Source organism: Streptomyces sp. P9-2B-2 (assembly GCF_030406865.1).
Classification (GTDB): Bacteria; Actinomycetota; Actinomycetes; order Streptomycetales; family Streptomycetaceae; genus Streptomyces; species Streptomyces platensis.
Map to the genome: position 1 here is coordinate 6,896,778 of NZ_CP129126.1, position 18,795 is coordinate 6,915,572.

Genomic DNA, 18,795 nt, shown 5'->3' on the forward strand with positions numbered 1-18,795 from the left:
TGTCTTGCGGCAATACTCGGACGCGTGTTCCTGACGATAACCACCACCGGCAGCGCCGACCGTCCCGCGACCGACCTCGGCTTTCTGCTGCACAAGCATCCCGACAAGGCGCAGCGGTTCTCGACGTCGCAGGGCACCGCGCATGTCTTCTATCCGGACGCCGACGCACAACGGTGCACCGCCGCACTGCTGCTGGAGGTCGATCCCATCGCCCTGGTGCGCAAGAGCCGCGGCAAGGGCCGGGGCGGTGCGCCGGATTCGGCGCTCGGCCAGTATGTGAACGACCGCCCGTACGCGGCCTCCTCGCTGTTGGCGGTGGCGCTGCGGACCGTCTTCGCCAGCGCGATGAAGGGGCAGTGCACGGCACGGCCCGAGCTGGTGGCGCAGGCGCTGCCGTTGCGTATCGAGGTGCCGGTGCTGCCCGCCCGGGGTGGCCCGGAGCTGGTGGACAAGCTGTTCCGGCCGCTGGGCTGGACGGTGCGGGCCGAGCCGGTACCGCTGGACGAGACGTTCCCGGAGTGGGGTGACTCGCGCTATGTACGGCTCGTCCTGGAAGGGGAGTGCCGGCTGTCCGAGGCGCTGCGGCATCTGTATGTGCTGCTGCCGGTGCTGGACGACGCCAAGCACTACTGGGTCGCGCCCGACGAGGTCGACAAGCTGCTGCGGGCCGGCGAGGGCTGGCTGGAGGGCCATCCGGAGCAGCGGGTGATCGTCGGCCGCTATCTCGCGCGGCGCTGGTCGCTGACGCGCCAGGCCATGGAGCGACTGGAACTGGTGCGGCTGGCCGAGTCGGACGACGTGGCCGCCGAGGAGCTCGACAACGCCGTGGACGAGGAGGCGGACACCGAGGAGAAGCCGGTGCCGCTCGCTGTCCGGCGGCGGGAGGCGATCCTCGCGGTTCTGCGCTCGGCCGGCGCGGCGCGGGTGCTCGACCTGGGCTGCGGTCCGGGCCAGCTGGTCGGTGCGCTGCTCAAGGAGGGCCAGTTCACCGAGATCGTCGGCGTGGATGTGTCGATGCGGGCGCTGCACGAGGCGCGGCGCCGGCTGCGGCTGGACCGGATGTCGGAGCGGCAGTCGGCGCGCGTACGGCTCGTACAGGGGTCGCTGGCGTACACCGACGGCCGGCTGAAGGGGTATGACGCGGCGGTGCTCAGCGAGGTCGTCGAGCATGTCGACCCGGCGCGGCTGCCGGCGCTGGAGTACGCGGTGTTCGGGTCGGCCAGGCCGGGCACGGTCGTGGTGACGACGCCGAATGCCGAGTACAACGTGCGCTGGGAGTCGCTGCCGGCCGGCCGGGTGCGGCATGCGGACCACCGCTTCGAGTGGACCCGGGAGGAGTTCCGGCAGTGGGCGCACGGGGTCGCCGCCCGGCACGGCTACGAGGTGAGCTTCGGCCCGGTGGGCCCGGACGACCCCGAGGTCGGCCCGCCCACCCAGCTCGCGCACTTCCGCAGGGCCGGTGACGACAGCAGCGGCCCGGCAGACAGTGCGAACAGCCGGCAAGGCCGAGAGCCTGAAGGCAGTGGGAACGGCAGGGAAGGCCGCGGCCCCGAAGGCGGCAGCCGGGAGGACCGGCAGTCCGAAGACAGCGGGAGCGTCCGGGAAAACCGGGCGCCTGAAGGTGGCAGCAGCGCTGCGGGCGGCAGCGGCTCGATGAGGGGGAAGGAGGTCGCGGCATGACGGACGACGACCGTAGCGAGTACGGCGAGAAGAACGAGCACCCGCACGAGGACCAGCAGGAGAGCGGGAGCGCGCAGGACAGCGGTCCCCGCCAGGACAGCGCGGAGCAGCCGCCGCGGCCCCGGCCCGAGCGGGCGCCGCGTACGCTCGCCGTGCCCGACCTCTCCCTCGTGGTGCTGATCGGAGCCACCGGCTCCGGCAAGTCCACCTTCGCCGCCCGGCACTTCCGGCCGACCGAGGTCCTCTCCTCCGACTTCTGCCGGGGGCTGGTCAGCGACGACGAGAACGACCAGAGCGCCAGCGGTGACGCCTTCGACGTCCTGCACTTCATCGCGGGCAAGCGGCTGGCCGCCGGGCGGCTGACGGTCGTGGACGCCACCAATGTGCAGTCCGAGGCGCGTACCCAGCTGGTGCGGCTGGCCCGGGAGCATGACGTCCTCCCGGTGGCGATCGTGCTGGACATGCCCGAGCAGGTCTGCGCCGCACGCAACGCGGCGCGCGCCGACCGGGCTGGGCTGCCCCGCCGGGTCATCCAGCGCCACCAGCGCGAACTCCGCCGTTCCCTGCGCCACTTGGAGCGGGAGGGCTTCCGCAAGGTGCACATCCTGCGCGGCCCGGAGGAGGTGGAGTCGGCCGAGGTCGTCACCGAGCGGCGATTCAACGATCTGCGCCATCTCGCCGGTCCGTTCGACATCATCGGCGATATCCACGGCTGCCGTTCCGAGCTGGAGACCCTGCTCGGCAGGCTGGGCTATGCGCTGGTGCGCGACACGCTCGGCCGGCCGGTAGACGCGGTGCACCCCGAGGGCCGTACGGCGGTCTTCGTCGGTGACCTCGTCGACCGCGGGCCGGACAGCCCCGGCGTGCTGCGACTGGTGATGGGCATGGTCGGGGCCGGGCACGCGCTGTGTGTGCCGGGCAACCACGAGAACAAGCTCGGCCGCTACCTCAAGGGCAGCAAGGTCCAGCACACCCACGGGCTCGCCGAGACCATCGAGCAGCTGGAGAAGGAGGACGCCGCCTTCCGTACCGAGGTCGCGGAGTTCATCCGCGGCCTGGTCAGCCACTACGTCCTGGACGGTGGCGGCCTCGTGGTGTGCCACGCCGGGCTGCCGGAGAAGTACCACGGCCGGACCTCGGGGCGGGTGCGCTCCTTCGCGCTGTACGGGGACACGACCGGCGAGACCGACGAGTTCGGCCTGCCGGTGCGCTACCCGTGGGCCGAGGACTACCGCGGCCGCGCCGCCGTCGTCTACGGCCACACCCCCACCCCGCGCGCCACCTGGCTCAACAACACCCTCTGCCTGGACACCGGCTGTGTCTTCGGCGGGGCGATGACCGCGCTGCGGTGGCCCGAGCGCGAGCTGGTGGACGTACCGGCCGAGCGGGTCTGGTACGAGCCCACGAAGCCGCTGGCGTCGGAGGCGCCCGGCGGGGCGGACGGCCGTCCGCTCGATCTGAACGATGTGGCCGGGCGGCGGATCGTGGAGACCCGGTACATGGGCCGCCTCGCGGTCAAGGAGGAGAACGCCGCGGCCGCGCTGGAGGTGATGAGCCGCTTCGCGATCGACCCGCGGCTGCTGCCGTACCTCCCGCCCACGATGGCGCCCTGCGCGACCTCGTCGGAGGAGGGGTACCTGGAGCACCCCGCGGAGGCGTTCGCCGGCTACCGGGCCGACGGCGTACGGGAAGTGGTGTGCGAGGAGAAGCACATGGGGTCCCGCGCGGTGGCGCTGGTGTGCCGCGACGAGACCGTGGCCGGTAAACGCTTCGGCGTGCCCAAGGGCGTGCCGGGCGCGCTGTACACCCGTACCGGCCGGCCGTTCTTCGACGACCCGGAGGCGACCGAACGCCTGCTGCGGCGGGTCCGGGACTGCGCCGAGGAGGCCGGTCTGTGGGACGAGCTGGAGACCGACTGGCTTCTCTTGGACGCCGAGCTGATGCCCTGGTCCCTGAAGGCGACCGGTCTGCTGCGCAAGCAGTACGCGGCGGTGGGCGCGGCGTCCGGGGCGGCGTTCCCGGGCGTGCTCGGTGCGCTGGACGCGGCGGCCGCCCGCGGAGTCGAGGTGGCACCGTTGCGCGGCCGTCAGCAGGACCGGGCGGCGGACGCGGCCGCGTTCACCGAGGCGTACCGGCGCTACTGCTGGCGCGTCGGGGCGACGGCGGCGGACGGCGAGGAGCCGCCGGAGCCGCAGGAGCCGGGCGGCGGCGCCGGGCTGGGGGAGCTGGACGGTGTGCGGCTCGCACCGTTCCAGATCCTCGCGGTGCGGGGCCGCAGCCTCGCCGGGCTGGCGCACACCGAGCAGCTCGCCCTGCTCGACCGGCTGATCGCGGCCGAGGGCGCGGTGGCGGCCCGGGAGGGCGGGACGGCCGGCGGCGTCACGGACCGGCCGGGGCTGCTCGCCACGACCCGGCGGATCCTGGTCGACACCGAGGACGAGACCTCGGTCGCCGCCGGTATCGCCTGGTGGCAGGAGCTGACCGCCGCCGGTGGCGAGGGCATGGTGGTCAAGCCGGTGCGGGCGCTGATCCGGCAGGCCGACGGCCGGCTCGTCCAGCCGGGCGTCAAGTGCCGTGGCCGCGAGTACCTGCGGATCATCTACGGGCCGGAGTACACCCGTCCGGAGAACCTCCGGCGGCTGCGCGTCCGGCACCTGGGCCACAAGCGCTCGCTGGCCCTGCGGGAGTACGCGCTCGGCCTGGAGGCGCTCGACCGGATGGCGGACGGCGAACCGCTGTGGCGGGTCCACGAGGCGGTCTTCGCGGTGCTCGCCCTGGAGTCGGAGCCGGTGGACCCGCGGCTGTAGGCGGACTGGAGGGGGAGGGAGGGATGGAGAGTTCCTTCCCCTCCCGGCCGTCGCAGACCGCCTGGATGCCGTGGCGGCGGAGAGACGGCGGCCGAGCACGAGCCGCAGAGCCGGGAACACTCCTGGGGCCCACGGGACAGCCGATGCTTTTGCGCAACTCCCGGGCCTGACCGGACCGACATCGCCCGACTCCCTCCGCAGAGCCGTCCGAGCGGCCAAGATGGGTGGATGGGATTCCAAGTCGACTCCGAGGCCGGGCGGCTGCGCCGGGTCATCCTGCACCGCCCCGATCTGGAGCTGAAGCGGCTCACGCCCTCGAACAAGGACGCCTTGCTCTTCGATGACGTCCTGTGGGTGCGCCGGGCGCGGGCCGAGCACGACGGCTTCGCGGATGTGCTCCGGGACCGGGGGGTGGAGGTGCACCTCTTCGGCGATCTGCTGGCCGAGAGCCTCCAGATCCCCGAGGCGCGGCGGCTCGTCCTCGACCGCGTCTTCGACGAGAAGGAATACGGGCCGCTGGCCACCGACCATCTGCGGGCCGCCTTCGACGAACTGCCGGTGCCGGAGCTCGTCGAGGCGCTGGTGGGCGGTATGACCAAGCGGGAGTTCCTGGAGCGGCACGCCGAGCCGACCTCGGTCCGCTTCCATGTGATGGACCTGGACGACTTCCTGCTGGGCCCGCTGCCCAACCACCTCTTCACCCGCGACACCTCCGCCTGGATCTACAACGGGGTGTCGATCAACTCGATGCGCTGGCCCGCCCGGCAGCGCGAGACCGTGCACTACGAGGCGATCTACCGGCACCATCCGCTCTTCCGCGGCGGGGACTTCCATGTCTGGTCGGAGGGGCAGGCGGACTACCCCTCGACGATCGAGGGCGGCGACGTCCTGGTGATGGGCCGTGGCGCGGTACTGATCGGGATGAGCGAACGGACCACGCCCCAGGCCGTCGAGCTGCTGGCGCGGGGGCTGTTCGCGGCGGGTTCGGCGCGCACGATCGTGGCGCTCGATATGCCGAAGCGCCGGGCGTTCATGCATCTGGATACCGTGATGACGATGATCGACGGAGATACCTTCACCCAGTACGAGGGCCTGGGGATGCTCCGCTCGTACACCATCGAGCCGGGCTCGGGGGATCAGGACCTCAAGGTCACCGACCATCCGCCGGAGCATATGCACCGCGCCATAGCGGCCTCGCTGGGGCTGGCGGACATCCGGGTGCTGACCGCGACCCAGGATGTGCACTCCGCCGAGCGGGAGCAGTGGGACGACGGCTGCAATGTGCTGGCGGTGGAGCCGGGCGTGGTGGTGGCGTACGAGCGGAACGTCACCACGAACACCTTCCTCCGCAAGCGCGGCATCGAGGTGATCACGATCCCGGGGAGCGAGCTGGGGCGCGGCCGCGGCGGGCCGCGCTGTATGAGCTGTCCGGTGGCGAGGGACGCGGTGCCGGGGGCAGCCTGAGCGTGCCGGGTACTCCGCCCGGGAGGAGGGACCGGACCCGTACCGCAGCCGCCAGCCCGTATAGAGATGCGGGCATGCGTATATAATTCCAGGGTCCGAGTCCGTCCCGACCGCCGCGAACCCAGGAGCCCACCCATGGCGATAGACCTCACGGGCCGCCACTTCCTCAAGGAGCTGGACTTCAGCGCCGAGGAATTCCGCCGACTGATCGACCTGGCGGCCGAGCTGAAAGCGGCCAAGCGCGCCGGTACCGAGGTCCCCCGCCTCCAGGGCAGGAACATCGCCCTGATCTTCGAGAAGACCTCGACCCGGACCCGCTGCTCCTTCGAGGTCGCCGCCGCGGACCAGGGTGCCTCCACCACCTATCTGGACCCGTCCGGCTCGCAGATCGGGCACAAGGAGTCGGTGAAGGACACCGCCCGGGTCCTGGGCCGGATGTTCGACGGTATCGAGTTCCGCGGCAGCCGGCAGTCCGACGTCGAGGAGCTGGCCGCCTACGCCGGGGTGCCGGTCTTCAACGGGCTGACCGACGACTGGCACCCGACGCAGATGCTCGCCGATGTGCTGACCATGGTCGAGCACGGCCGGGGCCGCCCCCTGACGGAGACCGCCTTCGCCTACCTCGGCGACGCCCGGAACAACATGGGCAACTCCTACCTCGTCACCGGCGCCCTGCTCGGCATGGACGTACGGATCGTGGCGCCCAAGAAGCTGTGGCCCGAGGAGATGGTCATCGCCGAGGCGCAGCGGCTGGCCGACGCCTCCGGCGCCCGCATCACGCTCACCGAGGACGTGGCCGAGGGCGTGCGCGGCGCGGACTTCGTGACGACCGATGTCTGGGTCTCCATGGGCGAACCCAAGGAGGTCTGGGACGAGCGGATCGCGCTGCTCGTCCCGTACGCGGTCACCATGGACGTGCTGCGCGCCACCGGCAAGCCGGACGTGAAGTTCCTGCACTGCCTGCCCGCGTACCACGACCTGGGCACCGCGCTCGGCCGGGAGATCCACGCGCGGCACGGGCTGTCGTCGCTGGAGGTCACCGACGAGGTCTTCGAGTCCGCGCACTCGGTCGTCTTCGACGAGGCGGAGAACCGGATGCACACCATCAAGGCGGTGCTGGTCGCGACGCTCGCCCGTTAGACCCTGCCGGGCACACCGGACAAAACAGCCCACCGCATAGCCATACACGCAGACGGGCGATCATACGGTTTCGGCGGTTACCATCGATCCGCTCGCGGGGTTCGGACCCACCGGTCCGGACCCCGCTCCGTGTGTGGCCGCACCCCCGCCACGCGCGTCGCACCACCAGAGAGAGAACCACACCGTGCGCCCGCCCTTCCTGCGTCCGTCCGGACTGCGCATCAAATCGCCCGACCTCCTCATCGCCGAATCGGGCGCGGACCTCGAAGGCAACGGCCTCCGGCGCAGCATGGGGCTCTTCCAGCTCATCTGCTTCGGCATCGGCGCCATCGTCGGCACCGGCATCTTCGTCGGCCTGTCCGACACGGTCGCCGAGGCCGGTCCCGCCGTCATCGTGTCCTTCGTCCTGGCGGCCGTCACCTGCGTCTTCACCGCCTTCTCCTTCGCGGAGCTGGGCGGCGCGATACCGGTGTCCGGCAGCGCCTACTCCTACGCCTACGCCACCCTCGGCGAGCGCCTCGCCTTCCTCGTCGGCTGGTGCCTGCTGCTCGAATACGGCATCTCGGTCTCGGCGGTCGCCGTCGGCTGGGGCCAGTACCTCAACGAGCTGCTCGGCAGCCTGACCGGCTGGCAGCTGCCCGCCGCGCTCTCCCAGCCGCCCGGCGACGGCGGCATCGTCAACATCCCGGCCGTCGTCGTGATGCTGCTCGCCGCGCTGCTGCTCGTCCGCGGCGTCCGGGAGAGCGCCCGCGCGACCGCCGCGATGGCCGTGCTGAAGCTCGCGGTCCTGGTCCTGTTCTGCGTGATCGGCTTCAGCGCCTTCCAGGCCGGGAACCTGTCGCCGTTCGCCCCGGAGGGCGTCGCCGGCATCACCTCCGGCGCCTCGCTCGCGTTCTTCTCGTACATCGGCTTCGACGCGATCACCACGGCCGGTGAGGAGGCCAGGGACCCGCGGCGGAACATCCCCGTCGCGATCATGGTCTGCATCGGTGTGGTCACCGTCCTGTACTGCCTGGTCGCGCTCTCCGCCATCGGCGCGCTCTCCGCCGGCCAGGTCGGCGGCCGGCCCGCCGCGCTGTCGCTGATCGTCAACCACGTCACCCACTCGACGCTCGGCGGCGGGGTGATCGCGTTCGGCGCCGTCGTCGCCATCGCCTCGGTCGTCCTCGCGGTCATGTACGGCCAGACCCGCATCCTGATGTCGATGGCGCGGGACGGGCTGGTCCCGCGGATCTTCGAACGGGTCTCGCCCCGGACGTCCACGCCCGTCGCCAACACCTGGATCGTCGCGGCCGTCTTCGCGGTGCCGGCCGCGGTCGTCCCGTTGGACGCGGTGATGAACCTGTCGACCATCGGGACGCTGGCGGTCATGGCGGTGGTCAACCTCAGCGTGATGGTGCTCCGCCGCAACCGCCCCGATCTGCCGCGCCGCTTCCGCGTCCCGCTCTTCCCGGTCAGCCCGGTGCTCGGCATCGCCTTCTGCCTCTATCTGATCTACGGCACCGGCCCGGCGACCTGGCTCCAGTTCGCCGGGTTCCTGGTGGCCGGTGCGCTGGTCTACACGTGCTACGGACGCCGTCGCTCGCGGCTCGCGACGGGGCCGCAGGGCCCGGCGGCCGACGCGGATGCGGTCGACGCCGATGTGCCTGACGCCGACGCGACCGGTGCTGACGCGGCCGCCGTCAGCGTCGGCGCCGCACCTCGGGAAGGGTGAACCAGACGGCCTTGCCGCGCGGCGTCGGACGACAGCCGGAGGCCGCGCTGAGGGACCGGATCAGCAGCAGACCACGCGGGGTCGGGGAGGGGGCGTCGGGGGCGGTGCCGGTGTCGGTGCCGTTCTCGGCAGTGGCATCGCCGTCGGCATCAGTGTCGGCGTCGGCGTCGTCTGCGGAACGGGAGTCCGGGGAGCCGTCGGCGTAGGCGTCGCGATCGGCTTCCGGCTGCCCGTCGTCCTCGTCCGGTCCCTCGTCCCTGCCCTCGCCCGTCCCGGCGCCGTCTCCGGACCGCCCGGCCTCCTCCGCCCGCTGCATCGGGACCTGGCCGTCGGCCTGCGCCGTGCCGCCCGCCGTGCCGTCCGACGGCCCCTCCGCCGCGCCGCCGCCCGCCGCGCAACCGTCCGGTGCCACCACCACAGCCCCCGGCTCCCCCAGCGGGACCTGATCGCCCAGGCCCGCCACGAGCAGCGGGCTGTCGTCGTGTACCTCGATCCGGCAGCCCGATGGCCGCTGTTCCACCACCAGCTCGATGGGGGCGGCGCCGCAGGTGTGCTTGAGCGCGTTGGTGACCAGTTCCGCGGTCAGTAGTTGAGCGGTGGTCCGGTCGGCCGTCACCCGGAGATCCTGCAGGGCGGTCCGGACCATCGCACGGGCGATGGGGACGGCGGTCGCGCCGCGCGGCAGCGCGATGCGCCAGGTCGCGGGGGTGGGCGGTTCCAGCATGCGCGGTTCGTCCGTTCGCGAAGGGCCGGGTCGGCGGCCTGAGACCGGATCGGGCCTCTCCACCGTAGGGAGCGCGGAGGCAGGGGATCAGAGGCGAGCGGCCGGGGATCGGATGACCTCCGTCATGCGGCGGCCGGGACCTTCGGCGGGTTCACCCCGACGGCCGCGGCGGGTGGCGGGATGCTGTCGTCGGCCCGTGTCGTATCGCGTTCTCATGACGACAGTCATGAACGGGTGATAACTTCGAGAGGCATCCGGAACAGCATCCACCGGCCGACCCGGCCAAAGGGGGCAGGCAGCCCGATGAGCCCGTTCGCAGGATCCGCCCGCAGTACCGAGACCTGGCAGCACCTTCGCGTGACGCGGCAGGACGGGGTCGCCACCGTCACCCTGGCGCGCCCGGACAAGCTCAACGCGCTCACCTTCGAGGCCTACGCCGACCTCCGCGACCTGCTCGCCGAGCTGTCCAGGGAGCGTTCCGTACGCGCCCTGGTGCTCGCGGGTGAGGGGCGCGGATTCTGCTCCGGCGGCGACGTCGAGGAGATCATCGGCGCCACCCTGGGCATGGACACCGCACAGCTGCTGGACTTCAACCGGATGACCGGGCAGGTCGTCCGGGCGGTGCGGGAGTGCCCGTTCCCGGTGATCGCGGCGGTGCACGGGGTCGCCGCGGGCGCGGGCGCGGTGCTCGCACTGGCCGCGGACTTCCGGGTCGCCGATCCGTCCGCCCGCTTCGCCTTCCTCTTCACCCGCGTCGGGCTGTCCGGCGGTGACATGGGCGCGGCTTATCTCCTGCCCCGCGTCATCGGCCTCGGCCACGCCACCCGGCTGCTGATGCTCGGCGACACCGTCCGCGCGCCGGAGGCCGAACGCCTCGGTCTGATCAGCGATCTGGCCGAGGAGGGCCGGGCCGACGAGGCGGCCGCGGCGCTCGCCAAGCGGCTCGCCGATGGGCCCGCGATGGCACACGCCCAGACCAAGGCGCTGCTCACCGCCGAACTCGATATGCCGCTGGCCGCCGCCGTGGAGATGGACGCCGCCACCCAGGCGCTGCTGATGAACAGCGACGACTACGCGGAATTCCACGCCGCCTTCACGGAGAAGCGGGCCCCCAAGTGGCAGGGGAAATAGCCATGCGGGTCGCCGTCATCGGCGGCGGGCCGGGCGGGCTGTACGCCGCGGTGCTGCTCAAGCGCCTCGACCCCGCCCGCGAGATCACCGTATGGGAGCGCAACGCACCCGAGGACACCTTCGGGTTCGGCGTCGTGCTCTCCGACGAGACCCTCGGCGGTATCGAGCACGCCGACCCGGAGGTCTACCGCGCCCTCCAGGCGGAGTTCGTCCGCTGGGACGACATCGACATCGTCCACCGGGGACGCACCCTGACCTCCGGCGGACACGGCTTCGCGGCGCTCGGCCGGCGCCGGCTGCTGGCCGTACTCCACCGGCGCTGCCGCGACCTCGGTATCGAGCTGCGCTTCCGCACCGAGGCCCCGCCCGCCGCCGAACTGGCCGGTGCGTACGACCTGGTGATCGCCGCCGACGGAGTGCACAGCGCCACCCGCACCGCGCACGCCGACGCCTTCCGCCCGCGGCTGGCCACCCACCACTGCCGCTACATCTGGCTGGCCGCCGACTTCGCCTTCGACGCCTTCCGCTTCGAGATCGCGGAGACCGAGCACGGCGTCGTCCAGCTCCACGCCTACCCCTTCGCCCGGCCGGCGGGCCCGGCGGCCGGCGCCAGCACGGTCATCGTCGAGATGCGCGAGGAGGTCTGGCGGTCGGCCGGGCTCGACCGCTGCGACGAGCGCGAGTCGGCCGAGTGGTGCGCCAAGGTCTTCACCGACGCCCTGCGCGGCCGGCCGCTGCACGGCAACAACTCCAGCTGGACCGCCTTCCGCACGGTCGTCAACGACCGCTGGTCGCACGGCAACACCGTGCTGCTCGGCGACGCCGCGCACACCGCGCACTTCTCCATCGGCTCCGGCACCAAGCTCGCCGTCGAGGACGCCCTGGCGCTGGCGGCCTGTCTTGAGGAGCAGCCCGACACGGCCCGCGCGCTGGCCGCGTACGAGGAGGAGCGCCGCCCCGTCGTCGCCTCCACCCAGCGTGCGGCCCGCGCCAGCCTCGCCTGGTTCGAGGAGCTGGCCACCTATCTCGACCAGCCGCCGCACCAGTTCGCCTTCAACCTCCTCACCCGCAGCCGCCGCGTCACCCATGACAATCTGCGGCTGCGCGACCCCGGATTCGTCGCGGCTGTCCAGGACGAGGCGGGCACCCCGCCCGGCACACCCCCGATGTTCCTGCCGTTCCGGCTCGGTGAGCTGACCCTGCGCAACCGCGTTGTGGTCTCCCCGATGGACATGTACTCCGCCGCGGACCACAACGGCACCCCCGGCGACTTCCACCTCGTCCACCTAGGCGCCCGCGCACTGGGCGGGGCCGGACTGGTGATGACGGAGATGGTGTGCGTCAGCCCCGAGGGGCGGATCACCCCCGGCTGTACGGGGCTGTACGCGCCGGAGCACGAGACGGCCTGGCGCCGGGTCACCGACTTCGTGCACACCTCCGCCCCCGGCACCGCCATCGGCGTCCAGCTCGGCCACTCCGGCCGCAAGGGCTCCACCCGGCTGATGTGGGACGGCATCGACCAGCCGCTCCCGGACGGCAACTGGCCCCTCGTGGCGCCCTCCGCACTGCCCTACCGCCCCGGCGTCAACCAGACCCCGCACGCCCTGACCGAGCCCGAACTCGCCACCCTCCGTGAGCAGTTCGTCCGTGCCGCCGAGTCCGCCGCCCGGGCCGGCTTCGACCTGCTCGAACTCCACTGCGCCCACGGCTATCTGCTCTCCGGCTTCCTCTCCCCGCTCACCAACCACCGCACCGACGCCTACGGCGGCGATCTCACCGGCCGGCTGCGCTTCCCGCTGGAGGTCTTCGACGCGGTCCGTGCCGTCTGGCCTGCCGGGCGCCCGATGACGGTCCGGATCTCCGCGACCGACTGGGCGGACGGGGGTACCACCGCGGCGGACGCGGTGGCGATGGCGCAGGCCTTCGCCGCCCACGGCGCCGACGCCATCGATGTGTCCACCGGGCAGGTGGTGTCCGACGAGCGCCCCGACTTCGGCCGCTCCTACCAGACCCCGTTCGCCGACCGCATCCGCAACACCCTCGGCGTGCCGGTCATCGCGGTCGGCGCCATCTCCTCCTGGGACGACGTGAACTCCCTGGTGCTGGCCGGGCGTACGGACCTGTGCGCGCTGGCCAGACCGCATCTGTACGACCCGCACTGGACCCTGCACGCCGCCGCCGAGCAGGGCTACGCGGGTCCTGGCGCGCCCTGGCCGCTGCCCTACCAGGCGGGCAGCCGTACTCCGCCCACCGGACGCCTGGACGCGCCGAAGCCCCGCCTCACGCTGCGGTGACGGGGAGGCACGGGCAGCGGGGCGGGGCCGATGGTGGGGCCGGTCCGGAAGGACGTCGGCGGGGCCGGGCGGACCGGCGGCGAACGCCGTCAGCGGACCGGCGGGCAGGTCAGGGCGTCGGTACGCAGCTGACCTGCGCCGAGACGACCGGCTGGCCGTGCTGTTCGACGGCGACCTCGACCTGGTGGCGGTCGTCGTCGCCCCGGCCGGTGGTCCGCGCCTGTACCCAGGTCGGCGCGTCGAGTTCGGCGTAGCGCGAGAAGGAGCACTCCATCGAGACCGGCAGCGTGACGCCGGGCGTGGCGGCCTGCGCGGCCTGCCGGGCGGCCTCGACCATCAGCATGCCGGGGGCGTGGTCCACGGGGTGGTCGAAGAGAACCGGGTGCGAGGTGTCCACCCGCAGTTGCCAGCGGTCGGGGCGGTCGGTGGGGGAGAGCACCACATCGCGGTCGTGTTCCCGGGCGACCAGCTGCGGGCGCACGGCCTCGGGCAGCGGCAGCGTCCGGGAGTTGGCGAGCGCCAGATCGCTGTACTCGCCGCGCAGCCGTCGGTAGACGGCCGGGCTGTGACAGGAGTAGTCGAGCGTCGCAGAGGCCAGCTCGGCGCCGTCGCACCGGATCTGGAACTCCTGGAGGGCGCTGACCAGGCGCTTGCCACGGTGGACCATGTCGCGGTCGGTGATGTGCAGTTCGACCTCGGCGGGGTGCTGCGCGGTGCGCAGCGCCTGCGGCGCGAGGTCGTAGCGGACCCGCTGCCAGATGATCGGGTGGTCGAGCGGCACCTGGTGCGCGACATGGCTCAGTAATATCCCGGCCTGCCGCACCGTCTCTATCAGCAGGATCGGGTCGTGCATCCCGTGGAGCGGCCCGTAGAAGGTGTGGGCGCGCGGCCACTGGGCGCTGACCACCCAGCTGTCCGCGCCGCCCCGCCGCCAGTTCGTCAGGAACACCTCGGACAACGCGTTGCGGTGGACATACTCACGCGGCACGGTCGTGGTGAGCGACGACGGTCGGATTCCGTCGGCGGATCCGCCTCCGACTTCGTGGCGCTGATCGCGCAAGTACGGCGTGAGCGTGGCGCTGGCCATAGGTGGTTCCTTTCTGTGGTGCGGCTCTCAGCGCCCTGAAGGGCTGAGGCTTGGTCATGGCCCGAACACACTAAGATACGGACCATGTGGTTTGTTTTTCGGAGCCGGGGCGGAGCCGTCGGCTCCGCCCGAGCGGTGGCCCGGGGCGTCAGACCGGGATCGTGACGCAGCGGCCGTGCGGATCCAGATGGCTCAGCGCACCGGGCGACGCGAGACCCGGAAGCGTGTGCTTCCACAGGGCCGTGACCCGCTCCGGGAGATCGGCGCGGTTGGTCGCGGCGCGCGAGAACAACTGCACGCCCATGTAGGCGGCGACGAAGAACTCGGCCGCCCGGTCCGGTGCCACGCCGGGCAGTAATTCCCCGCTGTCCCGGGCCTCGGTGAACATCGTGGTGATGATGTCCGTCCACGCCTGGTACGGCACCAGCGGGTCCTCGCTGAAGGTCGTCTCCACCGCGATCCGCGTGCCGGCCTGGAGCAACGGGTCGCTCCGCAGGGCCAGTGCCACCTGGTGGGTGAAGTCGATGGCGTCCTGGAGCCGGGACTCACTGACTTGTGGCAGAAACGGATCGGTCTGCTCCGTTATGACCGCGCGGGCCAGTGCGTCCTTGGACGTGAAGTGGAAGTACACCGCTCCCTTGGTGACCCCGGCGCGCTGGATGATCTCGGCCATCGTGGCGGCCTGGTACCCGCGGGTGCCGATGACATGAGCCGCTGCTTCGAGGACGGCGCGTCGGGTGCGCACTGCGCGTTCCTGCTTGACCACCGATCATCCTCCGTATGCTCTCTTGGAGTTGTTGTGCCTGAGTGCGACCCGCTGCCCGTGGCCGCGCAGTCTATTTCCGCATCATAAAGAAGCCAACCATGCGGTATTGAATTTGCGCCCAGTCCTAAGGCGGGCCTCTCTGGCGTGAACCGGTGTCGTCCTCAGGGGCGGCACCATCGAGTGCCACGAGCGTGAGGAGCTGTCCGATGTCCCCCACCGTCGTCCCCGCCATACCCGCCGTGCACCGCGAGGTCCGGCTGGCGACCCAGGTCGAAGGCGAGCTGACGGCACGCCACTTCACGATCGCCGAGGTCCCGGTGCCCGAGCCGCGCGCGGGGGAGGTGCTGGTGCGCAACCGCGTGATGGCGGTGACCGCGGTGATGCGGTCACAGATGACCGGAATCCGGCTGCCGATGCCCTCATTCGTACCGGGCAAGGCGCTGTGGGGCGCGGCGGTCGGCGAGGTGGTGGCGGCGCCCGGAGGCGGCTTCACTCCCGGCGAACTGGTCCATCACCCCTGCGGCTGGCGAGAGTTCGCGGTGGTCGACGCGTCGCGCGTACGGAGCCTCGGCTCGGACGCGCTGCCGACCGCCGCCGCGCATCTGTCGCAGGGGGCGACCGCCTGGGGTGCCTTGCGCCGGGCCGCCGAGGTCAGGCCGGGAGACACCGTGTTCATCAGTGGTGCGGCGGGCGGCGTGGGCAGCATGGCCGGGCAGCTCGCACGGCGGCTGGGCGCCGGGCGGGTCGTCGGCAGCACCGGCTCGGAGCGCAAAGCCGCGCGGCTGCGCGCCGAGTTGGGCTACGACGACACGGTCGTGCGCGGCGCCGGGCCGATCGAGCGGCAGCTGCGGCGGGCCGCGCCGGGCGGTATCGATGTGCTGCTGGACACCGTGGGCGGCGAACAGCTGACGGCGGCGCTCGCGGTGGCCCGTCCCGAGGCGCGGTTCGTGCTGGTCGGCGCACTCTCCAGCCAGTTGGGCGGGGACCGTGGCGACATCGCCCCGGTGGAGCTGGACCCGGGGCTGATCATCAGCCGGCGGGTGGCCCTGCGCGGATTCGGGCTGTATGCCCATCCGGACCTGCCGCAGGAGTGGACGAAGGAGTTCGGCCAGGGCCTGCGGGAGGGCACGCTGGTCTTCCCGCATGCCCTTCTGAAGGGGGTCGAACAGGCGCCGCAGGCGCTGCGCGAACTGACGCAGGGTCGTCATATCGGGGCCGTGCTGGTCGAGTTGTGAGGCCGGGGCATACCGAACGGGGCGGGCCGGGGTCAGCCGGCCGCCGGAAGCTGCGCCGGAGCCGGGACGGCGGCCGGGATCCGGCCCGGTGCGGCCGGCAGCAGCGCCCACAGGTCGACGATGCCCTCGTGGTCCCACCACGTCCCGTCCTCACTGCCCAGATGCAGCAGACCGACCACGAGCGAGGTCAACAGCTGGGCCGTACGCCGCGGTTCGGTGTCCGTCGCGTGCGGCCCGGCCGGCCCGCCGGTCCCACAGGTCACCGCTTTGTCGAGAAACAGCGCATACCAGCGCTGCTCCAGGGCGTAGATACCGAGCCCCGGCGCCGTCTCCGGCCGCAGCTGCAAGCCGGCGCGGAGCACCGCGTCCGACTCCACCCGGCTGAACAGCGCGGTGGTGAAGTCCCGTACGGCGATGGTCAGTGGCTGCGTCGAGCGGGTGAAGGTGTCCTCCAGCTCCTGTAGGGCCTCCAGTGCCGCGTCCCGCACCGCGAGCGTGAGGTCGTCCTTCGACGTGAAGTGGAAGTAGAGCGCTCCCTTGCTCAGCCGGGCCCGCCGGCTGATCTCGACCATGCCCGCTGCGGGAACCCCCTTCTCCAGGAAGGTCTCTGCGGCCGAGCGGATGAGTGCCTGGCGGCTCTGGATGGCGCGATGCTGGGTGGGCACGGTGTCCGTCCCGTCTCTAGTACGGCTGCGAGCTCATTGCAGTCTACATAGAAAACCAACCATGCGGTTCGATATGCTTCACGGGATTGGCCGGAACTAGCGGGCCCTGACGCGAAGGTGACGATCTTTCGCTCGATCCGGCGCTCGGCGCCTCCCGGGGGGCATGCGCCCCCAGTCTGGCTGCGCAAAGAGGTGTTGTCGACCCGTCAGGGGACACGGGGATGCATTGACAAACAGCGCAGGCGGTTTTTAAATCTCCGAAGGCGGTAAACGGGACGTTCCCTTCCGATGCGCCGCCTCGACGGTTGCGTGCCGCCCCGGACGGCGGTGCGTCATGGCGAGACCGCCGCTGCCGAAACCAGTCGTCGACCGCAGGCCGCCCCATCAGCCGAGCCAGCAACGTCACCCGAGCCCCTGCACCCCCCATCGCAATCCGGAAAGGTCTCCAGCCATGCGCGTAGCAACGGAAGTCGGCGAACGTCCCGTAAGAGGTGTACGGGGCGCCGGAGGTGAGACGATCCGGGCCGCCGTCTTCGACCTGGACGGCACCCTCGCCAACACTCTCCCCGCGATCAGCAAACTGCTGATCAAGGTGGCCTCGGAGCAGGGATGTTCGGTGACCGCACGGCAGGCGGCCGCCGCGATCGGCAAGCCGCCCGGCCCCGCCTTCGGCCGGCTGCTCGGCAGGCCCGAGGACGACAGCCGGGTGCAGGCCGCGATCTCCCGCTACCGCGAACTGTTCGCCTACGAAGTGCTGTGCCTGGGGCCGCAGCTGCTCTTCCCGGGCGTGACCGCGGGGCTGTCCGCGCTGCGCGCCCACGGGGTCGAGCTGGCGGTCGCCACGTCCAAGACCACCCGCAGCGCGGAGGCGCTGCTCGACGTCATGGGCATCCGCGACCTGGTCGGTCCGGTCATCGGCCAGGACATGGTCCGGCGCGGCAAACCGCACCCGGAGATGGTGCTGCGGGCGGCCGGCCGGCTCGGTGTCGCGGCCTGGCAGAGCGCGTATGTGGGGGACACCGTGGGGGACATGAGGATGGCGGTCACCGCGCGCATGGAGCCGGTCGCGGTGACCTACGGGGTCGGCACGTTCGGCGAGCTCGCCGGGGTCGCCGGCACCCGGATGTGCGGCTCCTTCAAGGACGTGGTCTCCGTGATCGCCGCCGCCCGGCCGCGCTCGGGCGTCAAGGTGGGGGCCCAGCAGCGCCGCCGCTGAGGCCGGTGCGCGGGGGCTGCTACGCCCCGGCCATCGCCTCGTGCGCGTAGGGGGCCCCGGCGTCCCGGAGTTTGGCGTGCAGCCGGCCGAACACGTCCGCCGCGCGGCCGCCCGGCCAGTCCTCAGGCAGGAGGGGAGAGGGCAGTCCGGGATCCGCGTACGGCAGCCGGCGCCAGGCGTCCAGCGCCAGCAGATAGTCGCGGTAGGCCGCTTCGGGGGGCACCGAGCGGCGCCGCGACCAGCGCTGGAGCACCGGCTCCTGCGCGTCGAGGAAGGCGCGGTGCTGTGCGGCGATGGCGTCCAGGTCCCACCACCGGGCGACGGCGTCCGCCGTGGGGGCGAAGCCGGCGTGCGTACCGGTGAACAGGTCGACGTATGGATCCAGTTGCAGCCGCTCCAGGGTGTGCCGGGTCTCCTCGTAGAGCTGTGCGGGGGCGATCCACACGCCCGGCGCGGCGGTGCCGAAGCCGAGCCGGCCCAGTCGGGAGCGCAGCAGATGCCGCTTGTGCCGCTCCTCCTCGGGGACGGAGAAGACGGCCAGCACCCAGCCGTCGGACAGCCGTGCGGCCGGCCGGCCGAAGATCCGGCGGTCGCCGTCGTCGAGCAGCTGGCGGGCCGCGTCGGACAGCCCGTACGCGGCCGCGCCGGTGGCCGTCCGGGCGGGGGTCAGCAGCTCGCGCCGCTTGAGCCGGGAGACCGCGGAGCGCACCGACGGCGGATCGACCCCGAGCGCACCGAGCAGCCGGATCAGGGCGGCCACCGGTACCGGGGCGGCCGGGCCGCCCGGGGCGCCGGGCTCGCCGCGCCCGTAGGCGCCGTAGAACGTGACGATCAGGGACCGTGGGGTGCGCTGTGTGTGCGGGTCGTTCACC

13 protein-coding genes and 2 pseudogenes are annotated in these 18,795 nt (G+C 72.2%); 9 read left to right on the forward strand and 6 right to left on the reverse strand.

The genetic code is table 11. The annotated features are described in order from the left end of the window. The first annotated feature begins 24 nt into the window (after window positions 1-24). The 5 genes from QT196_RS30355 (at window position 25) to QT196_RS30375 (ending at window position 8,805) form a co-directional block, all read left to right on the forward strand. Window positions 25-1,680, forward strand: coding sequence for a 3' terminal RNA ribose 2'-O-methyltransferase Hen1 (locus tag QT196_RS30355; RefSeq protein WP_290356058.1), 1,656 nt, complete (start codon window positions 25-27; stop codon window positions 1,678-1,680). Continuing rightward, a complete protein-coding gene (locus QT196_RS30360) occupies window positions 1,677-4,487 on the forward strand; it encodes a polynucleotide kinase-phosphatase (RefSeq protein WP_290356059.1) in 2,811 nt (936 codons plus the stop codon). The genes QT196_RS30355 and QT196_RS30360 overlap by 4 nt, the downstream gene beginning before the upstream one ends. 228 nt (window positions 4,488-4,715) lie before the next feature. Beyond that, window positions 4,716-5,951, forward strand: coding sequence for an arginine deiminase (locus QT196_RS30365; RefSeq protein ID WP_168481810.1), 1,236 nt, complete (start codon window positions 4,716-4,718; stop codon window positions 5,949-5,951). A 135-nt stretch (window positions 5,952-6,086) separates the two neighbouring features. Continuing rightward, window positions 6,087-7,091: an ornithine carbamoyltransferase gene (gene argF, locus QT196_RS30370; RefSeq protein WP_290356060.1), complete on the forward strand. Its 1,005-nt coding sequence runs from the start codon at window positions 6,087-6,089 to the stop codon at window positions 7,089-7,091. 199 nt (window positions 7,092-7,290) lie between these two features. Next, window positions 7,291-8,805 carry an amino acid permease gene (locus tag QT196_RS30375; protein WP_168484078.1) on the forward strand — a complete coding sequence of 505 codons (1,515 nt, stop codon included), beginning with the start codon at window positions 7,291-7,293 and terminating at the stop codon, window positions 8,803-8,805. Here QT196_RS30375 and QT196_RS30380 read toward each other — a convergent pair. Beyond that, a pseudogene (locus tag QT196_RS30380) lies at window positions 8,774-8,881 on the reverse strand (ATP-binding protein); the annotation flags it as partial. The gene QT196_RS30375 and the pseudogene QT196_RS30380 overlap by 32 nt on opposite strands. Before the next feature lie 402 nt (window positions 8,882-9,283). Further along, window positions 9,284-9,529: pseudogene (locus QT196_RS30385) on the reverse strand (ATP-binding protein); the annotation flags it as partial. Window positions 9,530-9,832: 303 nt separating this feature from the next. Here QT196_RS30385 and QT196_RS30390 point away from each other — a divergent pair. Beyond that, entirely contained in the window at window positions 9,833-10,660 is an 828-nt protein-coding gene (locus QT196_RS30390; protein ID WP_168481813.1) for an enoyl-CoA hydratase family protein, read from the forward strand. Window positions 10,661-10,662: 2 nt separating this feature from the next. Beyond that, the gene (locus tag QT196_RS30395) at window positions 10,663-12,954 is read left to right on the forward strand and encodes a bifunctional salicylyl-CoA 5-hydroxylase/oxidoreductase (RefSeq protein ID WP_168484079.1); all 2,292 of its coding nucleotides are present in this window, start codon (window positions 10,663-10,665) and stop codon (window positions 12,952-12,954) included. Window positions 12,955-13,063: 109 nt separating this feature from the next. Here the strand turns inward: QT196_RS30395 and QT196_RS30400 are convergent, their stop codons facing one another. Both QT196_RS30400 and QT196_RS30405 read right to left on the reverse strand, forming a co-directional pair. Further along, on the reverse strand, window positions 13,064-14,041 hold the full coding sequence (locus tag QT196_RS30400; protein ID WP_168481814.1) for a ScbA/BarX family gamma-butyrolactone biosynthesis protein: 978 nt from the start codon (window positions 14,039-14,041) through the stop codon (window positions 13,064-13,066). A gap of 148 nt (window positions 14,042-14,189) precedes the next feature. Beyond that, window positions 14,190-14,786, reverse strand: a complete 597-nt coding sequence (locus QT196_RS30405; RefSeq protein ID WP_248001370.1) for a ScbR family autoregulator-binding transcription factor — start codon at window positions 14,784-14,786, stop codon at window positions 14,190-14,192. 227 nt (window positions 14,787-15,013) lie between these two features. Here QT196_RS30405 and QT196_RS30410 point away from each other — a divergent pair, with 227 nt between their 5' ends. Beyond that, window positions 15,014-16,042, forward strand: a complete 1,029-nt coding sequence (locus tag QT196_RS30410; protein ID WP_290356061.1) for an NADP-dependent oxidoreductase — start codon at window positions 15,014-15,016, stop codon at window positions 16,040-16,042. Between the two features lie 32 nt (window positions 16,043-16,074). Here the strand turns inward: QT196_RS30410 and QT196_RS30415 are convergent, their stop codons facing one another. Beyond that, window positions 16,075-16,707 carry a TetR/AcrR family transcriptional regulator gene (locus QT196_RS30415; protein WP_168481816.1) on the reverse strand — a complete coding sequence of 211 codons (633 nt, stop codon included), beginning with the start codon at window positions 16,705-16,707 and terminating at the stop codon, window positions 16,075-16,077. A gap of 451 nt (window positions 16,708-17,158) precedes the next feature. On the opposite strand from QT196_RS30415, the gene QT196_RS30420 reads away from it, so the two are divergent. Beyond that, complete coding sequence (locus QT196_RS30420) at window positions 17,159-17,923, forward strand: HAD family hydrolase (RefSeq protein WP_168481817.1); 765 nt, start codon at window positions 17,159-17,161, stop codon at window positions 17,921-17,923. Between the two features lie 19 nt (window positions 17,924-17,942). On the opposite strand, the gene QT196_RS30425 is transcribed toward QT196_RS30420, so the two are convergent. Beyond that, window positions 17,943-18,794, reverse strand: coding sequence for a PaaX family transcriptional regulator C-terminal domain-containing protein (locus tag QT196_RS30425; RefSeq protein ID WP_168481818.1), 852 nt, complete (start codon window positions 18,792-18,794; stop codon window positions 17,943-17,945). Window position 18,795: the final 1 nt, after the last annotated feature.

Coding starts and splice junctions, on each gene's coding strand:
- QT196_RS30360 (WP_290356059.1), top strand. CDS start 1,677: ATGACGGACGACGACCGTAGCGAGTACGGCGAGAAGAACGAGCACCCG.
- QT196_RS30365 (WP_168481810.1), top strand. CDS start 4,716: ATGGGATTCCAAGTCGACTCCGAGGCCGGGCGGCTGCGCCGGGTCATC.
- argF (WP_290356060.1), top strand. CDS start 6,087: ATGGCGATAGACCTCACGGGCCGCCACTTCCTCAAGGAGCTGGACTTC.
- QT196_RS30390 (WP_168481813.1), top strand. CDS start 9,833: ATGAGCCCGTTCGCAGGATCCGCCCGCAGTACCGAGACCTGGCAGCAC.
- QT196_RS30395 (WP_168484079.1), top strand. CDS start 10,663: ATGCGGGTCGCCGTCATCGGCGGCGGGCCGGGCGGGCTGTACGCCGCG.
- QT196_RS30400 (WP_168481814.1), bottom strand. CDS start 14,041: ATGGCCAGCGCCACGCTCACGCCGTACTTGCGCGATCAGCGCCACGAA.
- QT196_RS30410 (WP_290356061.1), top strand. CDS start 15,014: ATGTCCCCCACCGTCGTCCCCGCCATACCCGCCGTGCACCGCGAGGTC.
- QT196_RS30420 (WP_168481817.1), top strand. CDS start 17,159: ATGCGCGTAGCAACGGAAGTCGGCGAACGTCCCGTAAGAGGTGTACGG.